Source organism: Rhodococcus sp. O3 (assembly GCF_048897285.1).
Taxonomy (GTDB): domain Bacteria; phylum Actinomycetota; class Actinomycetes; order Mycobacteriales; family Mycobacteriaceae; genus Rhodococcus.
The window spans coordinates 1-21336 of record NZ_JBMBTE010000089.1 but is presented as its reverse complement, the minus strand read 5'-3'; the positions used below and the strand labels follow the sequence as shown (position 1 = coordinate 21336).

At 70.0% G+C, this 21336-nt stretch carries 13 protein-coding genes; 3 read left to right on the top strand and 10 right to left on the bottom strand.

Annotated features, from left to right (window positions below; all coding sequences use genetic code 11):
- Nucleotides 1-874 (bottom strand): 8-amino-7-oxononanoate synthase (locus ACN675_RS20935; protein ID WP_420752672.1); only part of this gene is annotated, 874 nt, incomplete at its 3' end.
- 170 nt (nucleotides 875-1044) lie between these two features.
- Nucleotides 1045-2328, bottom strand: coding sequence for an adenosylmethionine--8-amino-7-oxononanoate transaminase (locus tag ACN675_RS20930; protein WP_420752671.1), 1284 nt, complete (start codon nucleotides 2326-2328; stop codon nucleotides 1045-1047).
- A gap of 129 nt (nucleotides 2329-2457) precedes the next feature.
- On the opposite strand from ACN675_RS20930, the gene ACN675_RS20925 reads away from it, so the two are divergent.
- Together ACN675_RS20925 and glgX are read left to right on the top strand one after the other, a co-directional pair.
- The gene (locus ACN675_RS20925; RefSeq protein ID WP_420752670.1) at nucleotides 2458-4545 is read left to right on the top strand and encodes an acyltransferase family protein; all 2088 of its coding nucleotides are present in this window, start codon (nucleotides 2458-2460) and stop codon (nucleotides 4543-4545) included.
- Nucleotides 4546-4597: 52 nt separating this feature from the next.
- Entirely contained in the window at nucleotides 4598-6940 is a 2343-nt protein-coding gene (gene glgX / locus ACN675_RS20920; protein WP_420752669.1) for a glycogen debranching protein GlgX, read from the top strand.
- 26 nt (nucleotides 6941-6966) lie between these two features.
- Here the strand turns inward: glgX and ACN675_RS20915 are convergent, their stop codons facing one another.
- Nucleotides 6967-8688, bottom strand: a complete 1722-nt coding sequence (locus ACN675_RS20915) for an alpha/beta hydrolase (RefSeq protein ID WP_420752668.1) — start codon at nucleotides 8686-8688, stop codon at nucleotides 6967-6969.
- Between the two features lie 146 nt (nucleotides 8689-8834).
- Between ACN675_RS20915 and ACN675_RS20910 the strand changes: the two genes are divergently transcribed.
- Nucleotides 8835-9503: an alpha/beta hydrolase family protein gene (locus ACN675_RS20910; RefSeq protein ID WP_420752667.1), complete on the top strand. Its 669-nt coding sequence runs from the start codon at nucleotides 8835-8837 to the stop codon at nucleotides 9501-9503.
- A 22-nt stretch (nucleotides 9504-9525) separates the two neighbouring features.
- On the opposite strand, the gene ACN675_RS20905 is transcribed toward ACN675_RS20910, so the two are convergent.
- The 7 genes from ACN675_RS20905 to ACN675_RS20875 form a co-directional block, all read right to left on the bottom strand.
- Nucleotides 9526-10023: a metallophosphoesterase family protein gene (locus tag ACN675_RS20905; protein WP_420752666.1), complete on the bottom strand. Its 498-nt coding sequence runs from the start codon at nucleotides 10021-10023 to the stop codon at nucleotides 9526-9528.
- 24 nt (nucleotides 10024-10047) lie between these two features.
- Complete coding sequence (locus tag ACN675_RS20900) at nucleotides 10048-11844, bottom strand: ABC transporter ATP-binding protein (protein WP_420752665.1); 1797 nt, start codon at nucleotides 11842-11844, stop codon at nucleotides 10048-10050.
- Nucleotides 11841-13610: an ABC transporter ATP-binding protein gene (locus tag ACN675_RS20895; protein ID WP_420752664.1), complete on the bottom strand. Its 1770-nt coding sequence runs from the start codon at nucleotides 13608-13610 to the stop codon at nucleotides 11841-11843. The genes ACN675_RS20900 and ACN675_RS20895 overlap by 4 nt, the downstream gene beginning before the upstream one ends.
- A 37-nt stretch (nucleotides 13611-13647) precedes the next feature.
- The gene (locus ACN675_RS20890) at nucleotides 13648-14490 is read right to left on the bottom strand and encodes a siderophore-interacting protein (RefSeq protein ID WP_420752663.1); all 843 of its coding nucleotides are present in this window, start codon (nucleotides 14488-14490) and stop codon (nucleotides 13648-13650) included.
- A 95-nt stretch (nucleotides 14491-14585) separates the two neighbouring features.
- Nucleotides 14586-15614, bottom strand: a complete 1029-nt coding sequence (locus tag ACN675_RS20885; RefSeq protein WP_420752662.1) for an iron-siderophore ABC transporter substrate-binding protein — start codon at nucleotides 15612-15614, stop codon at nucleotides 14586-14588.
- Between the two features lie 123 nt (nucleotides 15615-15737).
- Nucleotides 15738-16673, bottom strand: coding sequence for a methionyl-tRNA formyltransferase (locus ACN675_RS20880; RefSeq protein ID WP_420752661.1), 936 nt, complete (start codon nucleotides 16671-16673; stop codon nucleotides 15738-15740).
- Between the two features lie 78 nt (nucleotides 16674-16751).
- The coding region (locus tag ACN675_RS20875) for an amino acid adenylation domain-containing protein (protein WP_420752660.1) at nucleotides 16752-21336 on the bottom strand (4585 nt) is incomplete at its 5' end.

The following is a 21336-nucleotide window of genomic DNA, read 5'->3' as shown; positions in this document are numbered from 1 at the left end:
CGAGCACCGCGGTGGCACGCTCCGGTTGCTCCCGAAGGATGCGCAGGGCGCTGCGGGCGGCGCCGACGGCCGCGGGAGCAAGCCCGGTGTCGAAGATGAAGGTCCGGGCGGTGTCGATGAGATGTTCCCGGATCCTGCTGTCGCCGAGGACGATTCCGCCCTGTGCGGCGAGCGACTTGGACAGCGTCGCCGTAATGACGACGTCGGACTCGCCGGCGAGGCCCATTTCGTGTACGAGTCCGCGTCCCCCTACACCGCGGACGCCCACACCGTGGGCCTCGTCGACGAGCAGCAACGCGCCGTGCGCCCGGCACACCCGGTGGAGTGCCTGCAGCGGCGCGAGGTCACCGTCGGCGCTGAACACCGAATCGGTGAGAACGAGGGCGCGCGGTTGTGCGCGCGCGGCGAGGACCGCCTCGACGAACTCGACGTCGCCGTGGGGCGCGACCTGGATCCGCGACCGCGACAGGCGGCATGCGTCGACGAGCGAGGCATGGCAGCCGGCGTCGGAGACGATCAGGGTGTCCGGGCCGCCGAGTGCAGTGACCGCGCCGAGGTTCGCGGCGTATCCACTGGCGAACACGAGACCTGTTTCGGCTCCGACGAATTCGGCGAGTTCACGTTCGAGCAGTTCGTGTTCGGCGGTCGTGCCGGTGACCAGCCGGGAACCGGTCGCGCCCGCACCCCAGCGGCGCAGTGCGGCCGCGGCGCCGGCGACGACCTCGGGATGCCGGACCAGGCCGAGGTAGTCGTTGGATGCCAGGTCGACGAGGCGGGAGCCGGAGGTGCGGGGCAGCAGTGTGCGGTGCAGTCCCGCGACGCGGCGCTTCTCGGCGGCGTCGTCGAGCCAGGCCAGACTGACGGGTGCGGTCATGGAACGACACGATACTTGAACGGCGTTCAAGTGGCCAGGCGGGACGAGCGCTACCCGACCGTCGCCGGGTTCGGGTCAACCACCGACCCCGTGGGCGGGCTCGTCCGACCGGGCACTCTCCTGCAGTTGCCGGGTGGAGTCGACGATCGTCCCGCCGAGCCCGGCAGGCTTCAACGCGACCGTGCCGCCGCGAGCATCCCGCCGGTGATCGCCGCGAGGTCGTCCGCGGTGCACACGTACGGCGGCATCGCGTAGATCAGGTTCCGGAACGGACGCAGCCACACCCCGGCCGCGACCGCCGCGTCGGTGGCGGCGCGCATGTCGACGGGTTCGGCGAGTTCGAGCACGCCGATCCCGCCGAGCACCCGCACATCGGTCACCCCGGGCAGTTCCCGGGCGGGTTCGAGACCGCTCGTGAGGCCGGCGTTCAGGGCCGCGATCTCGGATCGCCAGTCGCGCGAGAGCAGCAACTCGACCGCCGCGACCGCGACCGCGCACGCCAGCGGGTTGCCCATGAACGTCGGCCCGTGCATGACCCCGCCGCCTTCCCCGGCGCTGATCACCTCGGCGATCCCGGAGGTGCACAGGACCGCCGCAAGGGTGACGTATCCGCCGGTGAGGGCCTTGCCGACGCACATGATGTCGGGGCTGATCCCGGCGTGGTCGGCGGCGAACAGTTCACCCGTGCGACCGAACCCGGTGGCGATCTCGTCGAGGATCAGCAGCAGTCCGTGTTCGTCGCACATGCGCCGCAGCTCGCGCAGATAAGCCGGATCGTGGAATCGCATGCCGCCGGCGCCCTGCACGACCGGTTCGACGATCACCGCGGCCAGTTCGTCGGTGTGCTCGTTCAGGATCTTCTCGAACTCGGCGACGTAGGCGGGATCGAAGTCGCGCGGCGGTGCGGGGGCGAACACCTGCCGGGCGAGCACGTCGGTCCACATCGAGTGCATGCCGCCCTCGGGGTCGCACACGCTCATCGGGGCGAACGTGTCGCCGTGGTAGCCGCCGCGCCACGTCATCAGCCGGTGACGCCCGGGACGCCCGAGCGCGCGCTGGTACTGCAACGCGAGTTTGATCGCGACCTCCACCGACACCGATCCGGAGTCCGCGAGGAAGACCTTGTCGAGGCCGTCGGGGGTGATCTGCACCAGCAGTTCGGCCAGGCGCGCGGCGGGCGCGTGGGTGAGCCCGCCGAACATCACGTGGCTCATGCGTCCGAGCTGCTCGGTGACTGCCGCGTCGAGCACCGGATGCCGGTAGCCGTGCACCGCTGCCCACCACGAGCTCATACCGTCGACGAGTTCCCGCCCGTCCGCGAGAACGAGCCGGGTGCCGTGCGCGTGGTCGACGACCAGCGGCTCGGTGGAGGCCGGGAACGCCCCGTAGGGGTGCCACAGGTGCGCGGCGTCGAGTTCCGCGATGCGGGATGCGGGCAGAGACGGCGAATTCACGGCCCCGACTGTAGGCGGTTTCATGCGCGCACGAAGCAACGCATAGGGTGGCTGCCCGTACCTGTGTGCTTTCGTCACAGCAACAGCTCGGTGCCCGCCTCCGAGTCCGACCGGCCCGGAAGGGAGCTCATGCCCGTCACGACGTTCACACCACGGCTGCGGTCGGCGGACGGCGGTGCCGTCATGTCGGCTCAGCGCGACCGTGCCGTCGCGTCGGCTCGGCGCGCCGATCTCGACGGCCTCCGTGGCCTCGCGATCGCTCTGGTCGTGGTGTTCCACGTGTGGTTCGGGCGGGTGTCCGGTGGTGTGGACGTGTTCCTCGCGCTGTCCGGTTTCTTCTTCGTCGGGTCTCTGCTGCGTGTTACCGAGTCGGCCGCGCCGCTCGATCCGCGGCCGGTGCTGCGCCGGGTGGGCCGGCGGCTGCTGGCACCGTTGGTGCTGGTCCTGGCCACGGTCGCCGCGGCCCAGGTCGTCCTCACTCCGCCGACCGGGTGGTTCTCGGCGGCGGAACAGGTCTTCGCGTCGCTGGCCTTCCTGCAGAACTGGCATCTGGCGCGCACCGCGAGCGACTATCTGGCGGCCGATCCGTCCGTGAGCCCGCTGCAGCATCTGTGGTCGATCGCGGTGCAGGGGCAGTTCTACCTCGCCGCCGTGCTCGTGGTGTTCGCCCTGGCGTGGGTCCTGCGGCGCCGCGGCCTGCCCACGCGGATGCCGCTCACGGTGCTCCTCGCCGTGGTCACGGCCGCCTCGTTCGGCTACGCCGCATTCTCGGGTGCGGCCCGGACCTGGCTGTACTACGACAGCGCCGCGCGCCTGTGGGAGCTGACGCTCGGCGGGCTGCTCGTGTGCCTGCTGCCGTGGCTGCGGGTGCCGCGGTGGGCCGCTGCGACGCTCGCGGTTCTCGCGCTCGTCGTGTTCCTCGGCTGCGGTGCGGTACTCGACGGCCGTGTGCAGTTCCCGGGACCGTGGGCTCTGGTGCCGGTCGGGGCGGCGCTGCTGCTGGTCGTGACCGGCGCGACCGGATCGACCGCGGTGTCGCGTCTGCTGGCGTCGGCGCCGCTGGTGCGGCTCGGTTCGATCGCCTACGCGCTGTACCTGTGGCACTGGCCGGTGCTGATCATGTACCTGATCGTGCGGGACCGGCTCACGGTCGGAGTGCTCGGTGGTGTCGGGGTGATCGCCCTGTCGCTGGTGCTGGCCGAGGCCACCACCCGGCTGGTGGAGGACCCGATCAGGAAGGGCACCCCGTCGTGGGGACGCACCTCGCTCGTCGCGGCGCTGACGACCGTCGGCGTGGCACTGGCCGCCGTCTCCGTGGGGTGGGTCCAGTACGTCGACCGTTCCGCCCGCCAGATCGCCGAGCTGCCGAACCTGTCCACCGACGTGTATCCCGGCGCCGCCGTGTTCGACCTGCTCACCGATCCGGTGAGTGCACCGGTGAAACCCCCGCTGACGATCGCCGACCGCGACCTTCCTGCCACCACGCTCGAGGAGTGCATCGCCGTGAACGGACAGCAGGAGCCGCTGTCCTGCACCTACGGGGATCCGACGGCGAGCCGCCGGATCGCCCTGACCGGCGGCTCGCACTCCGAGCACTGGCTGCCCGCGCTGGATCTGCTCGGCGTCGAGCATCACTTCCGCGTCGACACGTACGTCAAGGTGGGGTGTCCGCTCTCGGCTCCGACGTCTCCGCCGGCCGAGGACTCGGCGACCTTCGACTGCGACACGTGGTCGACGAATGTGCTCGCCGAACTGGCCGCGGATCCGCCGGACTACGTGTTCACGACGTCGACCCGTCCCCGCGGGGAAGGCGAGGGTCCCGGCGACTACACCCCCGACCGGTACGTGACGCTGTGGGAGACGCTCACCTCGTACGGCATCCCCGTCCTCGCGATCCGGGACACGCCGTGGCTGAAGGACGACGGCATCCCCTACCGCGCCTCGGATTGTCTCGCCCACGGCGGTGACGCCTACGCGTGCGGCGTCGCGCGGTCCGATGCACTCGACATCGTCGATCCCGCCCAGGCCGCGACGGTGCATCTGCCGACGGTTCATCCGCTGGATCTGTCCGACGTGGTGTGCCGCCCGGAGCGGTGCCTCGCGGTGGAGGGAAACGTCCTGATCTACCGCGATCGCGACCACCTCACCGCCTCGTACGTGCGCACCCTGGCGCCAGAGCTGGGCCGTCGGATGCGCACGGTCACCGGTTGGTGGTGACCTGTCCCGCTCGCCGGGATAGTGGGGGCCGTTCCGATTAGTGTGGGCCGGTATGGACCCCAGCGAAACGACCGCGCCCGGTGACTCCTCCGAGGAGGAACTGCTGGTCTGGCCGGGCACCCCGTATCCGCTCGGTGCCACGTACGACGGCGCCGGCACGAACTTCGCGGTGTTCTCGGAGGTCGCCGAGAAGGTGGAGTTGTGTCTGATCGCCCGCGACAACACCGAGACCCGCATTCCGCTGGAGGAAGTGGACGGGTACGTGTGGCACGCGTACCTGCCGATGGTTGCCCCCGGGCAGCGCTACGGCTACCGCGTCCACGGACCGTACGACCCGGCGCAGGGTCTGCGCTGCGATCCGAGCAAGCTGCTGCTCGATCCGTACGGTAAGGCGTTCGACGGCGCATTCGACGGCGACCCCTCGCTGTACTCGTATGCGGTCGCGGTGCCGGAGGCCGACGACAGTGCCACCGAAGACGAGGACGACGAAACCGGGGCCGACGAAACCCGGGCCGACGAGGACGCGGCCGCCGAGGAGGACACCGCGCTCGAAGCCGAGGGGTCGGAGCCCGCCGACGAGGACCCACCCGCCGAGGACGAGACGGGCGACGAACGGTCCGGCGACGCCGACGGTTTTCCGCAACTCGATTCGCTCGGGCACACCATGACCACGGTGGTCATCAACCCGTTCTTCGACTGGGCCACCGACCGCCCGCCGCGCCGGCCCTATCACGAGACGATCATCTACGAGGCACACGTCAAGGGCATGACGGCGACACACCTCGGGATCCCGGAACAGTTGCGCGGAACCTATGCGGGACTGGCACATCCGGTGATCATCGACCATCTGCGCGATCTCGGGGTGACCGCGATCGAGTTGATGCCGGTGCACCAGTTCATGCACGACCAGGTACTGCTCGACCAGGGCCTGCGAAACTACTGGGGTTACAACACGTTCGGGTTCCTCGCCCCGCACACCGATTACTCGTCGTCGACGAAACCCAGCGCTGTCGTCGCGGAGTTCAAGGCGATGGTGCGCGCCTTCCACGAGGCGGACATCGAGGTGATCCTCGACGTCGTCTACAACCACACCGCCGAAGGAAACCACCTCGGGCCGACCATCAGCTTCCGCGGCATCGACAACGCCGCCTACTACCGGCTCGTCGACGACGACAAGGCCCACTACATGGACTACACGGGCACCGGCAACAGCCTCAACGCCCGCCACCCGCACACCCTGCAGCTGATCATGGATTCGCTGCGGTACTGGGTGCTCGAGATGCACGTCGACGGGTTCCGGTTCGACCTGGCGTCGACGCTGGCCCGGGAACTGCACGACGTGGACCGGCTGTCGGCCTTCTTCGATCTGGTGCAGCAGGACCCGGTCGTCTCGCAGGTCAAGCTCATCGCCGAGCCGTGGGACATCGGCGAGGGCGGTTATCAGGTGGGCAATTTCCCCGGGCTGTGGACGGAATGGAACGGCAAGTTCCGCGACACGGTCCGCGACTACTGGCGCGGTGAACCCGCGACCCTCGGCGAGTTCGCGTCCCGCCTCACCGGGTCGTCGGATCTGTACGAGGCGACGGGCCGGCGTCCCGGCGCGTCGATCAACTTCGTGACCGCGCACGACGGATTCACGCTCGCAGATCTGGTGTCGTACAACGAGAAACACAACGAGGCCAACGGCGAGGACAATCGCGACGGCGAATCGCACAACCGGTCGTGGAACTGCGGCGTCGAAGGACCCACCGACGATCCGGAGGTCCTGGCCTTGCGGGCGCGGCAGCAACGCAACATCATGGCGACGCTGATGCTGTCGCAGGGCACCCCGATGCTCGCCCACGGCGACGAGATCGGCCGGTCGCAGCGCGGCAACAACAACGTCTACTGCCAGGACAACGAACTTTCGTGGATGGATTGGTCACCCGAGAGCGTGGACACCGACATGCTCGCCTTCACCCGCAACGTGATCCGGATGCGCCGCACTCATCCGGTGTTCCGGCGGCGCCGGTTCTTCGAGGGCCGGCCGATCCGCAGCGGCGACCAGTCCCGCGACATCGCGTGGCGCACGCCGGGCGGCGACGAGATGACGCCCGAGGACTGGGACAGCGGCTTCGGCAAGTCCCTCGCGGTGTTCCTCAACGGTGACGGCATCCCCGAGCCGGACCAGCGCGGGCAGCGCGTCGCCGACGACACGTTCCTGTTGTGTTTCAACGCCCATCACGAGCCGATCGACTTCGTCACCTCGGGCGGACCCGACGACCCCGACTGGACGGTGGCACTGGACACGGACAGCCCCGACGGCCTGCGGGACCTGACGGTCCCCGCCGGTGAGTCGGTGCAGGTGCAGGCCCGGTCGTTGATGGTGCTGCGGCGTCCGCGCAGCCAGGACTGACGGCGCAGCGAGCTGTCGTTGGGTTCCTATTCCTCGGAGTCGACGACGGCCCGCAGGGTCGCGAGGTCCTCGGCGGTCGTGCTCTCCGGCTGCAGGACGGCGTTCCATCCGTCGACGTATTCCGTCGTGTACTTGTGGCCGTGCCCGCCGGGGACGCCGGTCGAGAACGGCAAATCCGCGGTGACCTGCCAGAACGTGACGAAGGGGATCCAAACCATGTCCTCGAGCACGTCCGTGCCCGGCGCCTCACCGATCCAGTCCGGCTCGTTCAGGATCAGGTGCGGACTCCACCACACGATCGGGTCCGACGGGTGCATCAGGTACAGGACCCGGTTCCCGTCCCACGGCTGGGCCTCGGGCGGGATCCCGGACTCGGGATCGTTCGTGAACCGCACCGTGCGACCGTTCCGGTAGATCGGTTCGGCCTCGGGGCTGCCCGGCTCACGCCGATCGCTGAACTCACGGAAGAGGGTGTTGAAGTTGGGTGGGCCGGCGAACAACGTACCCGCGGTGCGGTTGCTCAGGTCGTGTTCCCCGCTGAACGCGGTCTCACCGCCGAACGAGCCCAGGCTCTCCCCCGCGACGAACAGCCGGGGACGACTGTCCGGCGGAAGTTTCAGCCACTCCTCGTAGACCGCGTCGAACAGATCCCGGCCTGCTTCCCGGGCCTTCGACTGGTCGACGAGATAGGAAATCCACGACGGCAGGTACGAGTACTGGATCGCCACGGTCGCCGCATCGCCGCCGGTGAGATATTCGAACGAGTCGACAAGGGCCGGGTCCACCCAGCCGCTGCCGGTCGTGGTCACCACGAGCAGATTGGCCCGCTCGAAGCCGCCGGCCCGGACCAGGTCCTCGACGGCCAGCGCCGCACGGGCCTCGGAATCGTCGGCGGACGCGAGCCCCGCGTAGACCCGGATCGGCTCCTGGGCGGGCCCGCCCGCGAACCGGCCGATCTCGTCCGTCGACGGTCCGTCCCCGATGAAGGCACGTCCCTGGTAACCCAGCGTGTCCCACGGCACCACCGACTCAGGGCCGCCCGATCGCAGGCCGGTCGTGGGCTGCTGCACTCCCTCCGGGGTCTGCGTGTCCCGCAGCGAGAACGCCGAGTTGGCGACATCGACGAGACCACCGAGCAACAGCCCGGAGACGACCAGGTAGACCAGCACGGCCACCAGCACCCAGCCGACCGCGGACGCCGCACTGCGGCCGATCCACCGATCGAGCAGTTTCGCGGTCCACCGGTAGATGCCGCGAATACCCCGCCCCATCGCCACCAGCAGGGCGAAGACCAGCACCGCGATCACGGGTGAGAGAACGGCCAGCGGAATGTTGTATTCGGTGACCCCCATCAACTCCCGAATCCGATGCTGCCAGTACTGCCCGAATCCGAATGCGACGGCGAACAGCACCACCGCGGTGACGGCGAACACCAGCCACGCACGCCGGCTCGGACGGCGTGGACCACGGTCGGCGAACGCACGCCACACCCAGGCCGCGAGCACACCGAGCCCGTAACCGATCGCCGCGGTGATTCCGCAGACCAGCCCCTGTAGGAGCCCTCCGCGCGGGAGCAGGGACGGCGTGAACGACAGGCACGCGAAGACGAGCGCACCCCAGCATCCGGGGAGCGTGACGTACAGCAACCTGCGGCGCGACTCGGTCGGTGTCGACTCTCCGTCGTCGACCTCGGTTCCGGACCGGTCTGCCTCGGCGTGCCCGACGCCGGCGGGGACCTTCGGCTCCATGGCTACCTCCGCATACAGGATCCCCCGCAGGGAACCGTCGCGCCGGTGTTTCCCTGTCACAGCCGAACCCGGTCCGCAGCGCCCGCCCCGAGGCCCCGCCGGTGCAGGTGCCGCACCTGTCGGGGATCTTCGGTAGGTTGCCCGGCATGGCGACACCCCACGATCGCGACGTGCTCGTGCTCGGTCCCGAAAACCCCCGGGGCATCGTGCTTTTCGGGTCGGGATCCGGCGGGGATCCGGCCCGGTACCGGACCGTGCTCACCGCGCCGGCGGACGCCGGTTACCGGGTGCTCGCACCGCACCACCCGCGGTTCGTGCCCGATACCGCGACATCCGACGAGTTCGTCGAACGCCCGCGCGGACTGAAGGACGCGCTGGCTCGGCACGGCGGGAGCGGGGATCTTCCGGTGTTCGCGGTGGGGCATTCGATCGGCGGCTGGGCCGCACTGTGCCTGGCGGGTGCCGTGCCCCGGGACCCCGACGGACACCCGCTGCCGGTACCGACCGAACCGCGGGTGAGCCGGCTCGTGCTGTTCGCGCCGCCGCTGGGCTGGTTCCACGGGCCGGGAGCCCTCGACGCACTGTCCGTTCCCGTCACCGTGTTCGTCGGGGAACGCGACCCGATCACCCCGCCCGCGACGATCGAGATCCTGCATCGCAGCCGCGGGCAGGTCGACGCACAGGTGCTGCCCCGGGTCGGGCACTTCGATTTCATGGACGCACTGCCGCCGGGTGTCGAACCGGACCCGGCGCTGGATCGGGCCGCGTTCCTGCGGGATCTGGGCGAGAGCACCGTCGCGGCGCTCGCGCCCTGACCCGGTGACGGCCTGGCTGTCCCTACCGCGGGAGTCGATGCACCTCCACACCACCCACAGCACCGTTCTCGATCGTCGCGGTCATGTACGTGCAATACGGCTGCCGACGCCGATCCGTCGGCGAGCCCGGATTGAGCAAGCGCAAACCACCGGGGGCCGTGGTGTCCCACGGAATATGGGAATGGCCGAACACCAGCACATCCGTGTCCGGATAGGCCGCCGCCATACGCTTCTCCCTGCCCGCCGAGGGCCCGGTCTCGTGCACCACCGCGATTCGAACACCGTCGAGCGTCACCCGGGCGATCTCCGGAAGCCGTTCCCGCAAGGCAGGCTCGTCGTTGTTACCCCAGCACGCGACGAGTCGGGCGGCGCGTTCCTCCAGGGCGTTCAGCAATCCGATCTCGATCCAGTCGCCGGCGTGGACGACGACGTCGGCGCGGTCCACCTCGTTCCACACCTCGTCGGGCAACCGGCGCGCACGGGCAGGGACGTGGGTGTCGGCCAGCAGCAACAACCTCATGGGCCCAGTGTGCCGCTTGCCGGCCTAACTTCCGGCCCGCCCCCGCGCCCACGCGGCCCACAGGGTGGCGTATCGACCGCCGCTGCGGAGGAGCGAGTCGTGCGAGCCCTGCTCGACGATGGCGCCGCGGTCCATCAGCACGATCCGGTCGGCGGTGGCGGCCTGGCTGAGCCGGTGCGCGACGATCAGCGCCGACCGACCCCCGAGCGCGGCCTCGGCGGACCCCTCGAGCAGGTTCGCGCCGGCGCTGCCGGCGTCGGCGGTGGCCTCGTCGAGGATCACCAGTGCCGGATCGAGCAGCACGAGTCGTGCCAGTGCGACCTGCTGGACCTGCATCGGCGACAGGTCGTGCCCGCCGTCGCCGACGATCGTCTCGATGCCGTCGGGCAGCAGTTCCACCCAGTCCCATGCGTGGATCCGGCGTAGGGCGTCGCGGATCTGCTCGTCGGTGGCGTCCGGTGCGGCCATCCGCAGGTCGTCGGCGAGCGAACCCGCGAACACGTGCGTTTCCTGCGTCACCAGCGCGACCCGGCGCGCACGCTCCGATTCGTCGAGGTCCGCGAGGTCGGCACCGCCGAAGCGCACGGCGCCGCGCACGGGCCGGTGGATGCCCGCGAGAACCGCCGCGAGAGTGGTCTTGCCGGCGCCGGAGGCACCGACCAGCGCGACGTGCTCGCCGTCCGCGATCGTCAGCGACACCCCGTCGAGCACGGGGTCCTTGCCGGGGTAGGCGAACGTGATGTCCTGTGCTTCGAGCGCCCGGCCCTGCGGCGCCGGCGTGGCCGTGGTCCGGTCGTCGGATCCGAAGCGTTCGCCTTCGACGGTCACTCCGACGATGCGCACCAGCGACGCCGCCGCGGACTGCAGGTCGTCGGTCACCATCAGCAGTTCACCGATCGGCCCGAACAGCCGCAGGAAGAAGAGCATCGCCGCGGTCGCGGCGCCGACGGTGAGCCCCTCGTTCCCGACGAGCATGTAGCCGACTACGAGAATGGTTGCCATACCGATGAATTCGGCGAGGTTGATGCCCGCGAAGAATCGGTTCTGCACGACGCGGGCGCGCAACGTCCAGCGGACGACTTCCCATGAGCGTCCCTCGATCTCGGTGAGCAGCCGTCCGGTCAGGCCGAACGCACGTGCCGAGTCTAGGCCGCGGATCGCGCCGAGCACCTCGTGTGCGCGTTTCGCCATCGCTGCACGCTCCCCGGTGTAGACGGGGGGTGCCTCCCGCACGTACCGCCGCACCGTGAAGATGTGCACCGGCAGCACGACCACGACGACGGCGAGGAATCGCCAGTCCAGCGCGGCGAGGCCGACGACGGTCGCTGCGATGGTGAACACCGACGTCGAGATCGCCGGAACACCTTGGGAGATGGCGGTGCTCACGACCTCGACGTCGTCGGTGGCACGCGACACCAGGTCGCCGCTGCCCGCGGCCTCGACCCGCGACAACGGCAGCCGCAGCGCCGAGGCCAGCATGCGTTCGCGCAGCCGGGCGAGGACGGTCTCGAACAGCTGGGCCGACGCGGCTACACCGGCGCCGGTGAGTCCGGCACCCGCGACGGTGGCAACGACCATGAGAATCGCGAGCCGCCACACGTCGCCGGAGTCGCCGCCGTCGATGGCGATGTCGACGATCCGGCCGAGCGCCCACGGCATGACCAACCCGAGCGCGGCGGCCGCGACCAGCAGCGCGACGACGCCGATCAGGCGTGCGCGGCTGCCGGACAGCGCGGCGAAGAAGTGCGCGGTGGTGGTGCGGGCGTCGGCGATGGGGAGCGGACCGGCCGGTGCGGTCTCACGGATCGCGGTGCTGGTCATCGGTGGGCCTCCACGGGCGTGCCGGCCGGGACGGCCGAGGACAGTGCGGGTGCGTCGTCGGCGGCTCCGCGATGGACCAGACGTCCCTCGGCGAGGACGATCACCTCGTCCGCTGCCGCGAGATGCGCCGGGGCGTCGGTGAACACCAAGGTCAGGCCGTCGGCGCGGGCCTGCCCCAGGCGCTCGGCGACATTCGATTCCGTGACGGAGTCGACCGCCGTGGTGGGGTCGACCAGCACGAGCACCGAGGAGTCCGCGGCGATCGCCCGGGCCAGCGCGACGCGCTGCCGCTGACCACCGGACAGCAACCGGCCCGCCTCCCCCACCGGGGTGTCGAGGCCGTCGGGGAGGACCGCGACGACGTCGTCGCAGGCGGCGGCGAACACGGCGCGGGTGATGCGGGTGTCGCGATCCGCGGCATCCGGATCGACGGCGGCGGCGATGTTGTCGAGCACGGATCCCTCGAACAGCGCCGCGTGGTGCGGGGCGACGCGCACGGTGGCGATCGCGGTGTCCTCGTCGAGATCGAACAGGTCGGTGTCGCCGATCCGGACGGTGCCGTTCTCGGGCGGGGCCGAGCGGGACAGCACCTCGACGAGCGCGGCGGTCGTCGGCGCGTCGGCCACCACCGCGACGAGTCCGGTTGCGGGCAGTTCGAGATCGAGGTCCCGGACCGGTCCGTGGGCGAGGCCGTCGAAACGGAGCGGACCGGCAGTCGCGCCGACGGTACCGATCTCGGTCGCGGGCGGTGCCTGCAGCACGGTGAGGACGCGGCGTGCCGAAGCGAGCGCGCCCGCCCACACGGCGCCGGCGTTGGTGCCGAGGGCGCTGAGCGGCCCCATCACGAACTGGGTCAGGCCGACGACGGTGATCAGCTGACCGATGGTCAGGCCGCCGCCGACCGCCATCAGACCGGCGGCGACACCGACGGCGACGACGAACAGGCCCGACACCGACTCCATCGCCGCGAGGTAGGCCCCCTCGGAACGGGAGGCGGCGAGCACTCCGCGCAGGGCACGCCTGCTCGCCTCGAAGTAGCGCCGGGCGGCGACCTCCTCGGCGCCGATGCCCTTGACCACCCGGAAGCCGGTGACGAGATCGGTGGCGGTGCCGGCCGCTTCGCCGGCCATCTCCTGCTGGTGTTCGCTGCGCGCCCGCAGCGGGCCACCGGCCTTGTCGAGGATCCACAAGATCATGGGGGCACCCACCAGGATCGCGACACCGAGCGGCCAGGAGATGGTCAGCAGCACGATGCCGGTGAACACGACCGCCGCGATCTGCCCGATCGGGTAGACACCGATCGCGCAGGCCATCGCGAGGCGCTGCACGTCCGAGGTCGCGATCGACAGGGACACGCCGGGAAGTCGTGCGGGCCCGGCCATTCCGCGCGGGTCGAGGATGCGGTCGGTGACGCGGGTGCGCAGCTGGTGCTGCACCGCCTGCATGCCGAGCAGCCCGAGCCGGGATCCGAAGCGGAAGGAGAACGAGAGCATCGCGAAGACCGCACCGAGCACCACCAGCCACAGCAGCAGCTGGGTGCCGTCGTGGGTTGCGATGGCCCGGTCGATCGCCAGGCCCATCACGACCGGGACCAGCGCCTCGCCGACCTGGTGTCCGACCATCAGCGCCGCGGCGGGCACGGTCATCCGTCGTGCCGCGAAGATCGTGCGGACCGCGAGTCGGCGGGCGGTGGTGTCGTCGTCGACGCGGATCGGCGGGGTCGCCACCGGTCGGTCGCTTCTGAACGTCAGCGGGCGCAGCTTCATGGCTCCTCGGGGGGTTGTGGCACCTGGCGGGGGCCGGTCAGGCGTCGTCGCCCTCGTCATCGTGGTGGTCGAGATTGACGACTCCGCGCTTCCAGTAGCCGTCGATGTCGACCCGTTCCTTCGGCAGGCCGAGCTCGCGGCGGAAGTACCGGCGGATCGGCTTGAGTGTGGTGGCTTCGCCGGCTGCCCACACGTAGTAGGGGTCGGCGGGAAGCTCGGCAGCGCGGATCGCCTCGATGAGCATGTCGGTGCTGCCGGGTGCGGCACTGCCGCGGTGCAGGTAGGTCAGCCTCGCTTCGGCGGATCGCTCGAGATCGAGTTCGTCGCTCGCGTCGCGGACCTCGACGAAGGCCTGGATCCGGGCGGTCGCGGGAAGTTCCTCGAGCCAGCGGGCGAGCGCGGGCAGCGCGGTCTCGTCCGCGGCGAGGATGTAGGCGGGGTATCCGGTGGGGACCAGGATCGACCCGCGGGGGCCGAGCACGCCGAGGGGTGCGCCGGGTTCGGCGGTCGCGGCCCAGCGACCGCCAGTGCCGTGCTCGTGCAGCACGAAGTCGAGGGTGAGTTCACCGGCCTCGGGATCGAACGCGCGAACCGTGTAGTCACGGAACTCGAGGCGCCGGCCGTCGGGTTCGATCCATTTGCCGTCGCCTTCGATCGCGGGCATCGCGATGTCGCCGGTGTCGTCGGGGAAGAACAGTTTCACGTGGTCGGTGGGCCGCCCGGTGCCGTGCGGGAAGCCCGCGATCTCCGGGCCGCCGACGACGATGCGCCGCATCCGCGGGGTCAGGTCGACCCTGCGCAGAACCGTCAGCCGACGGGGCACGAGATCGTGCATCACGATCTTCTCGGTCAGGTCGTCGAGGTTCTCCGCCGCGGTCATCCGGGGGCTCCGTTCTTCGGGGGTGGGGTGGGCATGACGCCGCTGGATGCGTGCGTGCCGTCGCCCCGCGAATGGGGCGACGGCACGAAACTACGTCACGGCTGAGCGTCGGCTCCCTTGTCGACAGCAGCCGAGAACTGCGGGCCGTACTCCTCGATGACCCACTTCAGGCTGATCGGGGACGGGAACGCGGCGGCGCGCGGGGTGCCGTCCTCGCTCGGGGTGATCACGACGGATCCGCGCTGGATGACCGGCAGAGCGGTCCACACCGGGTTGGTGTCGAACACCGAGGTGTCGGCGGTGTTGGGAACGACCCACAGCATGTCGGCGTCGAGCTTGGACGCCTCCTCCCAGCTGATCTGGCCCTTGCCCCAGTTGCAGTCGACGGTCTGCGCGTAGTCGCTCAGCTTCATGCCGAGCGAGGTGAGCACGCGGGCCATGTTGTCGTCGTTGGAGCACAGGACCCACAGGCCCTCCGCGGACGGGGACACGACTGCGTTGAAGGTCTTGCCCTCGAGTTGCGGGTTCTGCGACTTGACCTGGGCAACAGCGGTTTCCGTCTCGGCGATGGCCTCGTCGGCCTCGGCGGTGCGTCCGACGGCCTCACCGATGCGGCGGGTGTTGTCCTGCCACGAGTCGGAGTTGGCTTCCTCGGTGTAGTGGACGACCGGGGCGATGGCGCTGAGCTTGGCGTAGACGTTCTCGTCAAGCCCGTAGAACGTGGTCGCGACCAGCAGATCGGGATCGAGGGCGGCGATCGCCTCGAAGTTGACCTCGTCGTTGTCGTCGGTCACCGCGATCGCTTCGATGTCGGACGGGAAGTGGCCCTGCTCCCACGGGTAGCCGGCGGGCACGTCCAGACCCGGATCCGGGTACGCGATGGTGCTGACACCGATCGACGCCAGGATGTCGGCGTCGGTCTCGGACAGCGCCAGCACCCGCTCGGGCTGCTGCTCGATGACCGCGTCGCCGAATGCGCCGTCGATCGTCACCGTGGTCCAGTCCGAGTCACCGCTGCCGGAGGCCGTGTCGTCGGAGTTGCTCGAACATGCCACGGGCAGCGTCACCACTGCGGCGAGCGCCATCAGCCGCGCGGCCAGGCCTCGGGAAGCACTGATCTTCATTCGTCACTCTCAGGTGTCAGGTTAGGTTAGGTTCAGTTAAGGAGCGCCTCACCCTAGCAGCACTGGGCGATCCGTCTCAATCGGTTCATTTGCCGGGTTACATCACGGGTCCGACCCGCCGAATCACTCGAGACAGCCCGCGCGACCGGCGAAGAAATCCGTTGCGTCGACCTCGGTTCCGTCGTCCAGACGCAGGCGCTCGAGCACCAACGCGGGGTTCCCGCCGTTCCACGCGTCCGCGCCGCACACGACCGCGATGCCGTTGCCCTCGGGGACCGTGACACGGCCGGGCGTCCCGCCGAAGAGCCGCGGCGAGACCGAGGCCCTCAGGACGCGCAGTCGCTCGCCCTTGTAGTAGGTGAACGCGTTCGGGTACGGATCCGCCTGCGCCCGCACCAGCCGCTCGATGGCGTCGGCCGGCCACCGGAAGTCGATGTGGCTGTCGCGCTCGGACCGCTTGTGGAAGTAGGTCGCCTGCGCGGGATCCTGCGCGGTGAAGTCGGTGCGCCCGGATTCGAGCAGGTCCAGCGCGTGGAGCAGCACCGGCTCGATGAGGTCGACGGTCGCGTGGAACAAATCCGTCGTGGTGTCCTGGGGGCCGACCGCGACGGCCTGCTGCGCGACGATCGGGCCGCCGTCGAGCGAGTCGTCCATCAGGTGCGCGGTGACACCGACGTGGGACTCGCCGTTGATGAGCGCCCAGATGAGCGGCGAGAAGCCCGCGTACTTCGGCAGAAGCGAATCGTGCACGTTGAGCGTGCCGAACCGGGGCGCCTGGTAGATCTCCCGCGGCAGCCACGTCCGCCAGTTGTTCGCGACGATCAGATCGGCGTCGGCGTCGCGCACCGCCTGGATCAGCGCGTCGTCGGGGCGCTTGCCCACGAACACCGGGATGCCGTTCTCGCGGGCCAGATCCTCGACCGAGTCGGACCACATCTGCTCGTACGGATGATCGCTCGGCGGGTGCGTCACCGACAGCACCACCTCGTGCTTGGAGCCGAGCAGCGCCGACAGCGTTCGGTGGCCCCAGGTCTGGTAGCCGAAGGTGATGACTCGCATGGTTTCTCGTTTCTCCTCTGGTTGCGGCCGACGCGTGTCGGCTCGATTCGTGCGGCCCGGGCAGCCGGGCCGGATCGGTCAGTCGTCGGCGAGCGGCAGACCCGTGTGGTCCGCCCACCAGCGCTGCCAACGGTCCAGGGCCGCACCGGTGTTCAGATGTTCGTGGTCGATGTCGACGGAGAGCATCTCGACCGGCGCGGCGAAGTACTCCGACCACCGCTCGCATCCACCGGCGCCCTCGGCGGCGTGTTCGGCACCGACGACCACGTGCCCGCGGGCACGCACGAGCCCGTGGGTGGGTTCGGTGCCCATCAACCGCAGGCAGCGGTCGAACGAGTCCATGAGTGCCGCCGCGTCCCGGTCGCCGAGCACCGACAGCGGACCGGTCCCGGCGCGGTTGCGGGCCTGGACCGAGGCGCGGGTCTCCCCCGCGATCTCCTCGAGACCGGCGAACTCGGCGAAGGCGCGGACCACGTCGGCCTCGCGTTCCTCGTCGGAGCGCACCCGCACCTTCCCCTCCGCGACCGGCGGCGAGTCGAGGATCGTCACGGCGGCGACCTCGAATCCACGCGCTTCGAGTTCGCGGGCCACCGCGAACGCGATATGCCCGCCGTACGACCAGCCCATCAGGTGGTAGGGACCGTCCGGCTGGGACTGCACCACGACATCCGCATAGGCGACGGCGAGTTCGGTCGCGGTCTCGAAATCCCGCCCGTCGCGGGCGTGCGCGGGATCCTGCAGACCGATCACCCGGACATCGTTTGCCATCCGCGCCGCGAACTCCGCGTACACGGTCGAGTAGCCGGATGCCGCGTGCACCGCGAAGACGGTGTGCCCGCCCTCGCGGCCCGGGGCCAGGACGACCGGGATGCCGTCCCCGCCGCGCACGCCGATCGAGGCACGGCCGGCGATCTCGTCGACGAGGCCGGCGATCGTCGGGTTCTCGAACACCGAACGCAGTGCCAGTGCGATGCCGAAGTCGTCGTCGATCGCCGCGACCAGGCGGGCCGCGGCGAGCGAATGACCACCGAGTTCGAAGAAGTTGTCGTCCACGGAGATTCGCGTGTCCTCGGGCAGCGCGAGGATCCGGACGATGTGCCGGGCCAGCACGTGCTCCTGATAGGTCTGCGGCCGTCTGCCCGAACCCGCTGCGAGCGGGGCGATCTCGGGCAGCGCGGCAACGTCGGCCTTGCCGTTGACCGTGGTCGGGATCGCGTCCACCACGCCGATCGCCGCGGGAACCATGTACTCGGGCAACCGCGCCGACAGGAACGCGCGCACTTCGTCGACGAGCGTGTCCGCACGATCGGGTTCGAGTGCGGTGACGTAGGCCGCGAGGGTGTTCTGCCCGTCCGGGCGGCGGCGGGCGACGACGACGGCGGTGCGCACGCCGGGGCAGTCGGTGATCGCGGCGCGGATTTCGTCGAGTTCCACCCGGAACCCCCGAATCTTCACCTGATCGTCACACCGACCCAGATACTCCAACCCCCCGAACGCATTCCACCGCACCAGATCCCCCGTCCGATACAACCGCCCACCGGCAGAAGATCCGAACGGATCGGCCACGAACGCGGTCGCCGACAACCCCGGCCGACCGTGATAACCCCGCGCCACCTGCACCCCACCCAGATACAACTCACCCGGCACCCCCACCGGAACCGGACGCAGGAACCGATCCAACACCCACGCCGACGAATTGAACGCCGGCGACCCGATCGGCAACGCCGCCCGCGACCGCGACACCACCTCCCGCGAAATCACCTGCGAGGTGATCCCCACCGTCGCCTCCGTCGGACCGTACAGATTGAACAACCGATCCCCGAACACCTCCAACGCCGCCGACGCCGACGCAGGCGAAAGCTCCTCCCCACCACAGAACACCCGCTCCACACCCGCCACCTGCGACGGATCCGACACGAACTCGAGCAACGCATCGAGCATCGACGGCACGAACTCCACCACCGACACCGCACCCGAAGACATCAACCCCACCAGATAGGACGGATCCCGATGCCCCTCCGGCTCGGCCACCACCACCGTCGCCCCCGCCACCAACGGCACGAAGAACTCCCACACCGACGCATCGAACGCCGTCGGCGCCTTCTGCAACACCCGATCCGACGCCACGATCCCCGTCGCCCGCATCTTCCACACCAGGAAATTCACCAACGACCGATGCTCGACCACCACACCCTTCGGCCGACCCGTCGACCCCGACGTATAGATCACATACGCCGCATCCCGACCCGACACCGGCCGCGACAACACCACCGGCGCATCCGACACCCCCGACCACGCCTCCCAGCAGCCCGGACCCACCTCCACCACCGGCACACCCGAGATCACCGACCGAGCCGACACATCCACCACCGCCAACGACGGCGCACTGTCGGACACCACATACTCGATCCGCTCCACCGGATACGACGCATCCACCGGCACATACGCACCACCGGCCCGCATCACCGCCGCCAACACCACCGGCAGATCCAACGACCGCGGCACACACACCGCAACCCGATCCCCCACCCGCACACCGGCATCGACCAACACCCGCGCCAACCGATTCACCCGCGACTCGAACTGCCCATACGACAACACCGCACCCTCGAACACCACCGCAGGCGAACCCGAACCGAAGCCCGGCGACAACGCCAACAACCCATCCAACGTCGACACCCCCACCGGCACCGACCCACCCGCAGCAAACCCCGACACCAACACCCGATCCGCCACCGGCACCACATCCACCGACGACAACCGCACACCACCGACACCCGCCAACACACCGAACGCGCCGCGCAGCGCGGCGACGAATCGTTCGGCCGTGGCGGCCTCGAACAGTTCGGTGGCGTAGTCGACGGTCAGGTCGAGTCCGGAATCGGTTTCGGAGACCGAGATCTCGAGGTCCGCCTTGACGACCGCGAGGTCGGCGGGTTCGGTGACCGAGTCGAGCCCGGCCCCGAACGCGAGGTCGCCGGAGTCGGCGCGGTAGGCGAGCATCACCTGGTAGAGCGGATTGTGGGTGCCGATGCGTTCGGCGCCCGACGCCCGGACGATCTCCTCGAACGGCAGGTCCTGGTGAGCGAACCCACCGAGTACGACCTCCCGCACCCGGCCCAGCAACTCGTCCACCGTCGGATCCCCCGACAGATCGTGACGCAACGGCAGCGTGTTCACGAAATACCCCACCACCGACGCCAACGCCTCGTCCGTACGGCCACCCACCGGCGACCCCACCACGATGTCGTCACCGGCACCCAACCGCTGCATCGCGATCACGACCGCGGCCTGGGTGAGCATGAACATCGACACCCCGGCGCGGTCCGCGGTCGCGTGCAGCGCCTCGGTGACGGTCGCGTCCACTCGGCCGCGGACCTGCGCACCGTGGAAGTTCGGTGCCGTCGGGCGCGGCCGGTCCAACGCGATCGACGACGAGACCGGTGCCTCGTCGAGGACCCGTGCCCAGTAGGCGCTCTGCTCGGCGCGCACCGAGTCCGGGTCGTCGGCCGATCCGAGGAGTTCGCGCTGCCACACCGCGTAGTCGGCGTACTGCACTGCGGGCACACCCCATTCGGGTGCGTGGCCGGCGCCGCGGGCCCGGTATGCGGCGGACAGGTCGGACATCACGGTCGGGAACGACCAGTCGTCGATCGCAGCGTGGTGCACGGAGAGCACGAGTACGCACTCGTCGGCCGCGGTGCGCAGGATCAGGGCACGCAGCGGCAGGTCGGTGTCGAGTCGGAACGGCCGGCGGCCGAACTCGTCGATGCGGGCCTGTGCCCGATCCGGCTCAGTGCAGTCGGCGACGGTGACGTCGAGTCGTTCCGCGACGGCGGCCGGTTCGACGATCCGCTGGTACACGGCCGCATCGGATTCGGTGACGGTGTCGGCCGGAACCAGCAGCGTGCGCAACGCCTCGTGTCGTCGAACGAGATCGGCGACGGCCGCGGCGAGGGCGTCGGTGTCGACCTGTCCGCGCAGACGCAGGGCGGTCGGCACGTTGTACTGCGTGTCCACCCCGGTGAGCTGCTCGATCATCCACAGCGACTGCTGTCCGTAGGACGCGGGCAGCGGGTCCGGACGCACCGCGTCCCCGACGCGGGGACGATGCGCGACGCGGCGGGCGCCGTCGAGGGCGGCGGCGAGCGTGCCCACGGTCGGGGTATCGAAGATCGACCGCAGGGACAACGACACTTCGTACTCGGCGTTGAGCCGCGTGAGAACCCGTGTCGCAGAAAGGGAATGCCCACCGAGCGCGAAGAAGTCGCTGTCGACGCCGACGGTCACGGTGTCGTCGAGGTACAGCGCGAACCGGAAGGCACGCGCGACCGACAGCTCCGCGGGCGACTGCGGCTCGCGGCCGGCGTGGTCCGCGGCCGCGGGCACGGGCAGCGCGGCGCGGTCGAGCTTGCCGTTCGCGGTGATCGGCAACTCGGCCAGCACCACCAGCGCCGACGGCACGAGGTGGGCCGGCAGCGTGTCTACGAGCCGGGCCCGCAGTGCGGTAGGATCGAGTTCGTCTACCGCGCAACCGTTTTCGGGCGTGACGTAGGCGATCAGACGGGTCTCCACGCCAGTGCCGTGGGCGATGACGGTCGCGGAACCGACGGCGTCGATCGTGGTGAGCGCGGCTTCGATCTCACCGACCTCGATGCGCTGG

Bases quoted from the DNA above. Each gene is read 5' to 3' on its own strand.
- ACN675_RS20890 (WP_420752663.1), bottom strand. From the start codon at position 14,490: ATGACCGCGGCGGAGAACCTCGACGACCTGACCGAGAAGATCGTGATG.
- ACN675_RS20905 (WP_420752666.1), bottom strand. From the start codon at position 10,023: ATGAGGTTGTTGCTGCTGGCCGACACCCACGTCCCTGCCCGTGCGCGC.
- glgX (WP_420752669.1), top strand. From the start codon at position 4,598: ATGGACCCCAGCGAAACGACCGCGCCCGGTGACTCCTCCGAGGAGGAA.
- ACN675_RS20910 (WP_420752667.1), top strand. From the start codon at position 8,835: ATGGCGACACCCCACGATCGCGACGTGCTCGTGCTCGGTCCCGAAAAC.
- ACN675_RS20885 (WP_420752662.1), bottom strand. From the start codon at position 15,614: ATGAAGATCAGTGCTTCCCGAGGCCTGGCCGCGCGGCTGATGGCGCTC.
- ACN675_RS20925 (WP_420752670.1), top strand. From the start codon at position 2,458: ATGCCCGTCACGACGTTCACACCACGGCTGCGGTCGGCGGACGGCGGT.
- ACN675_RS20915 (WP_420752668.1), bottom strand. From the start codon at position 8,688: ATGGAGCCGAAGGTCCCCGCCGGCGTCGGGCACGCCGAGGCAGACCGG.
- ACN675_RS20900 (WP_420752665.1), bottom strand. From the start codon at position 11,844: ATGACCAGCACCGCGATCCGTGAGACCGCACCGGCCGGTCCGCTCCCC.
- ACN675_RS20880 (WP_420752661.1), bottom strand. From the start codon at position 16,673: ATGCGAGTCATCACCTTCGGCTACCAGACCTGGGGCCACCGAACGCTG.
- ACN675_RS20895 (WP_420752664.1), bottom strand. From the start codon at position 13,610: ATGAAGCTGCGCCCGCTGACGTTCAGAAGCGACCGACCGGTGGCGACC.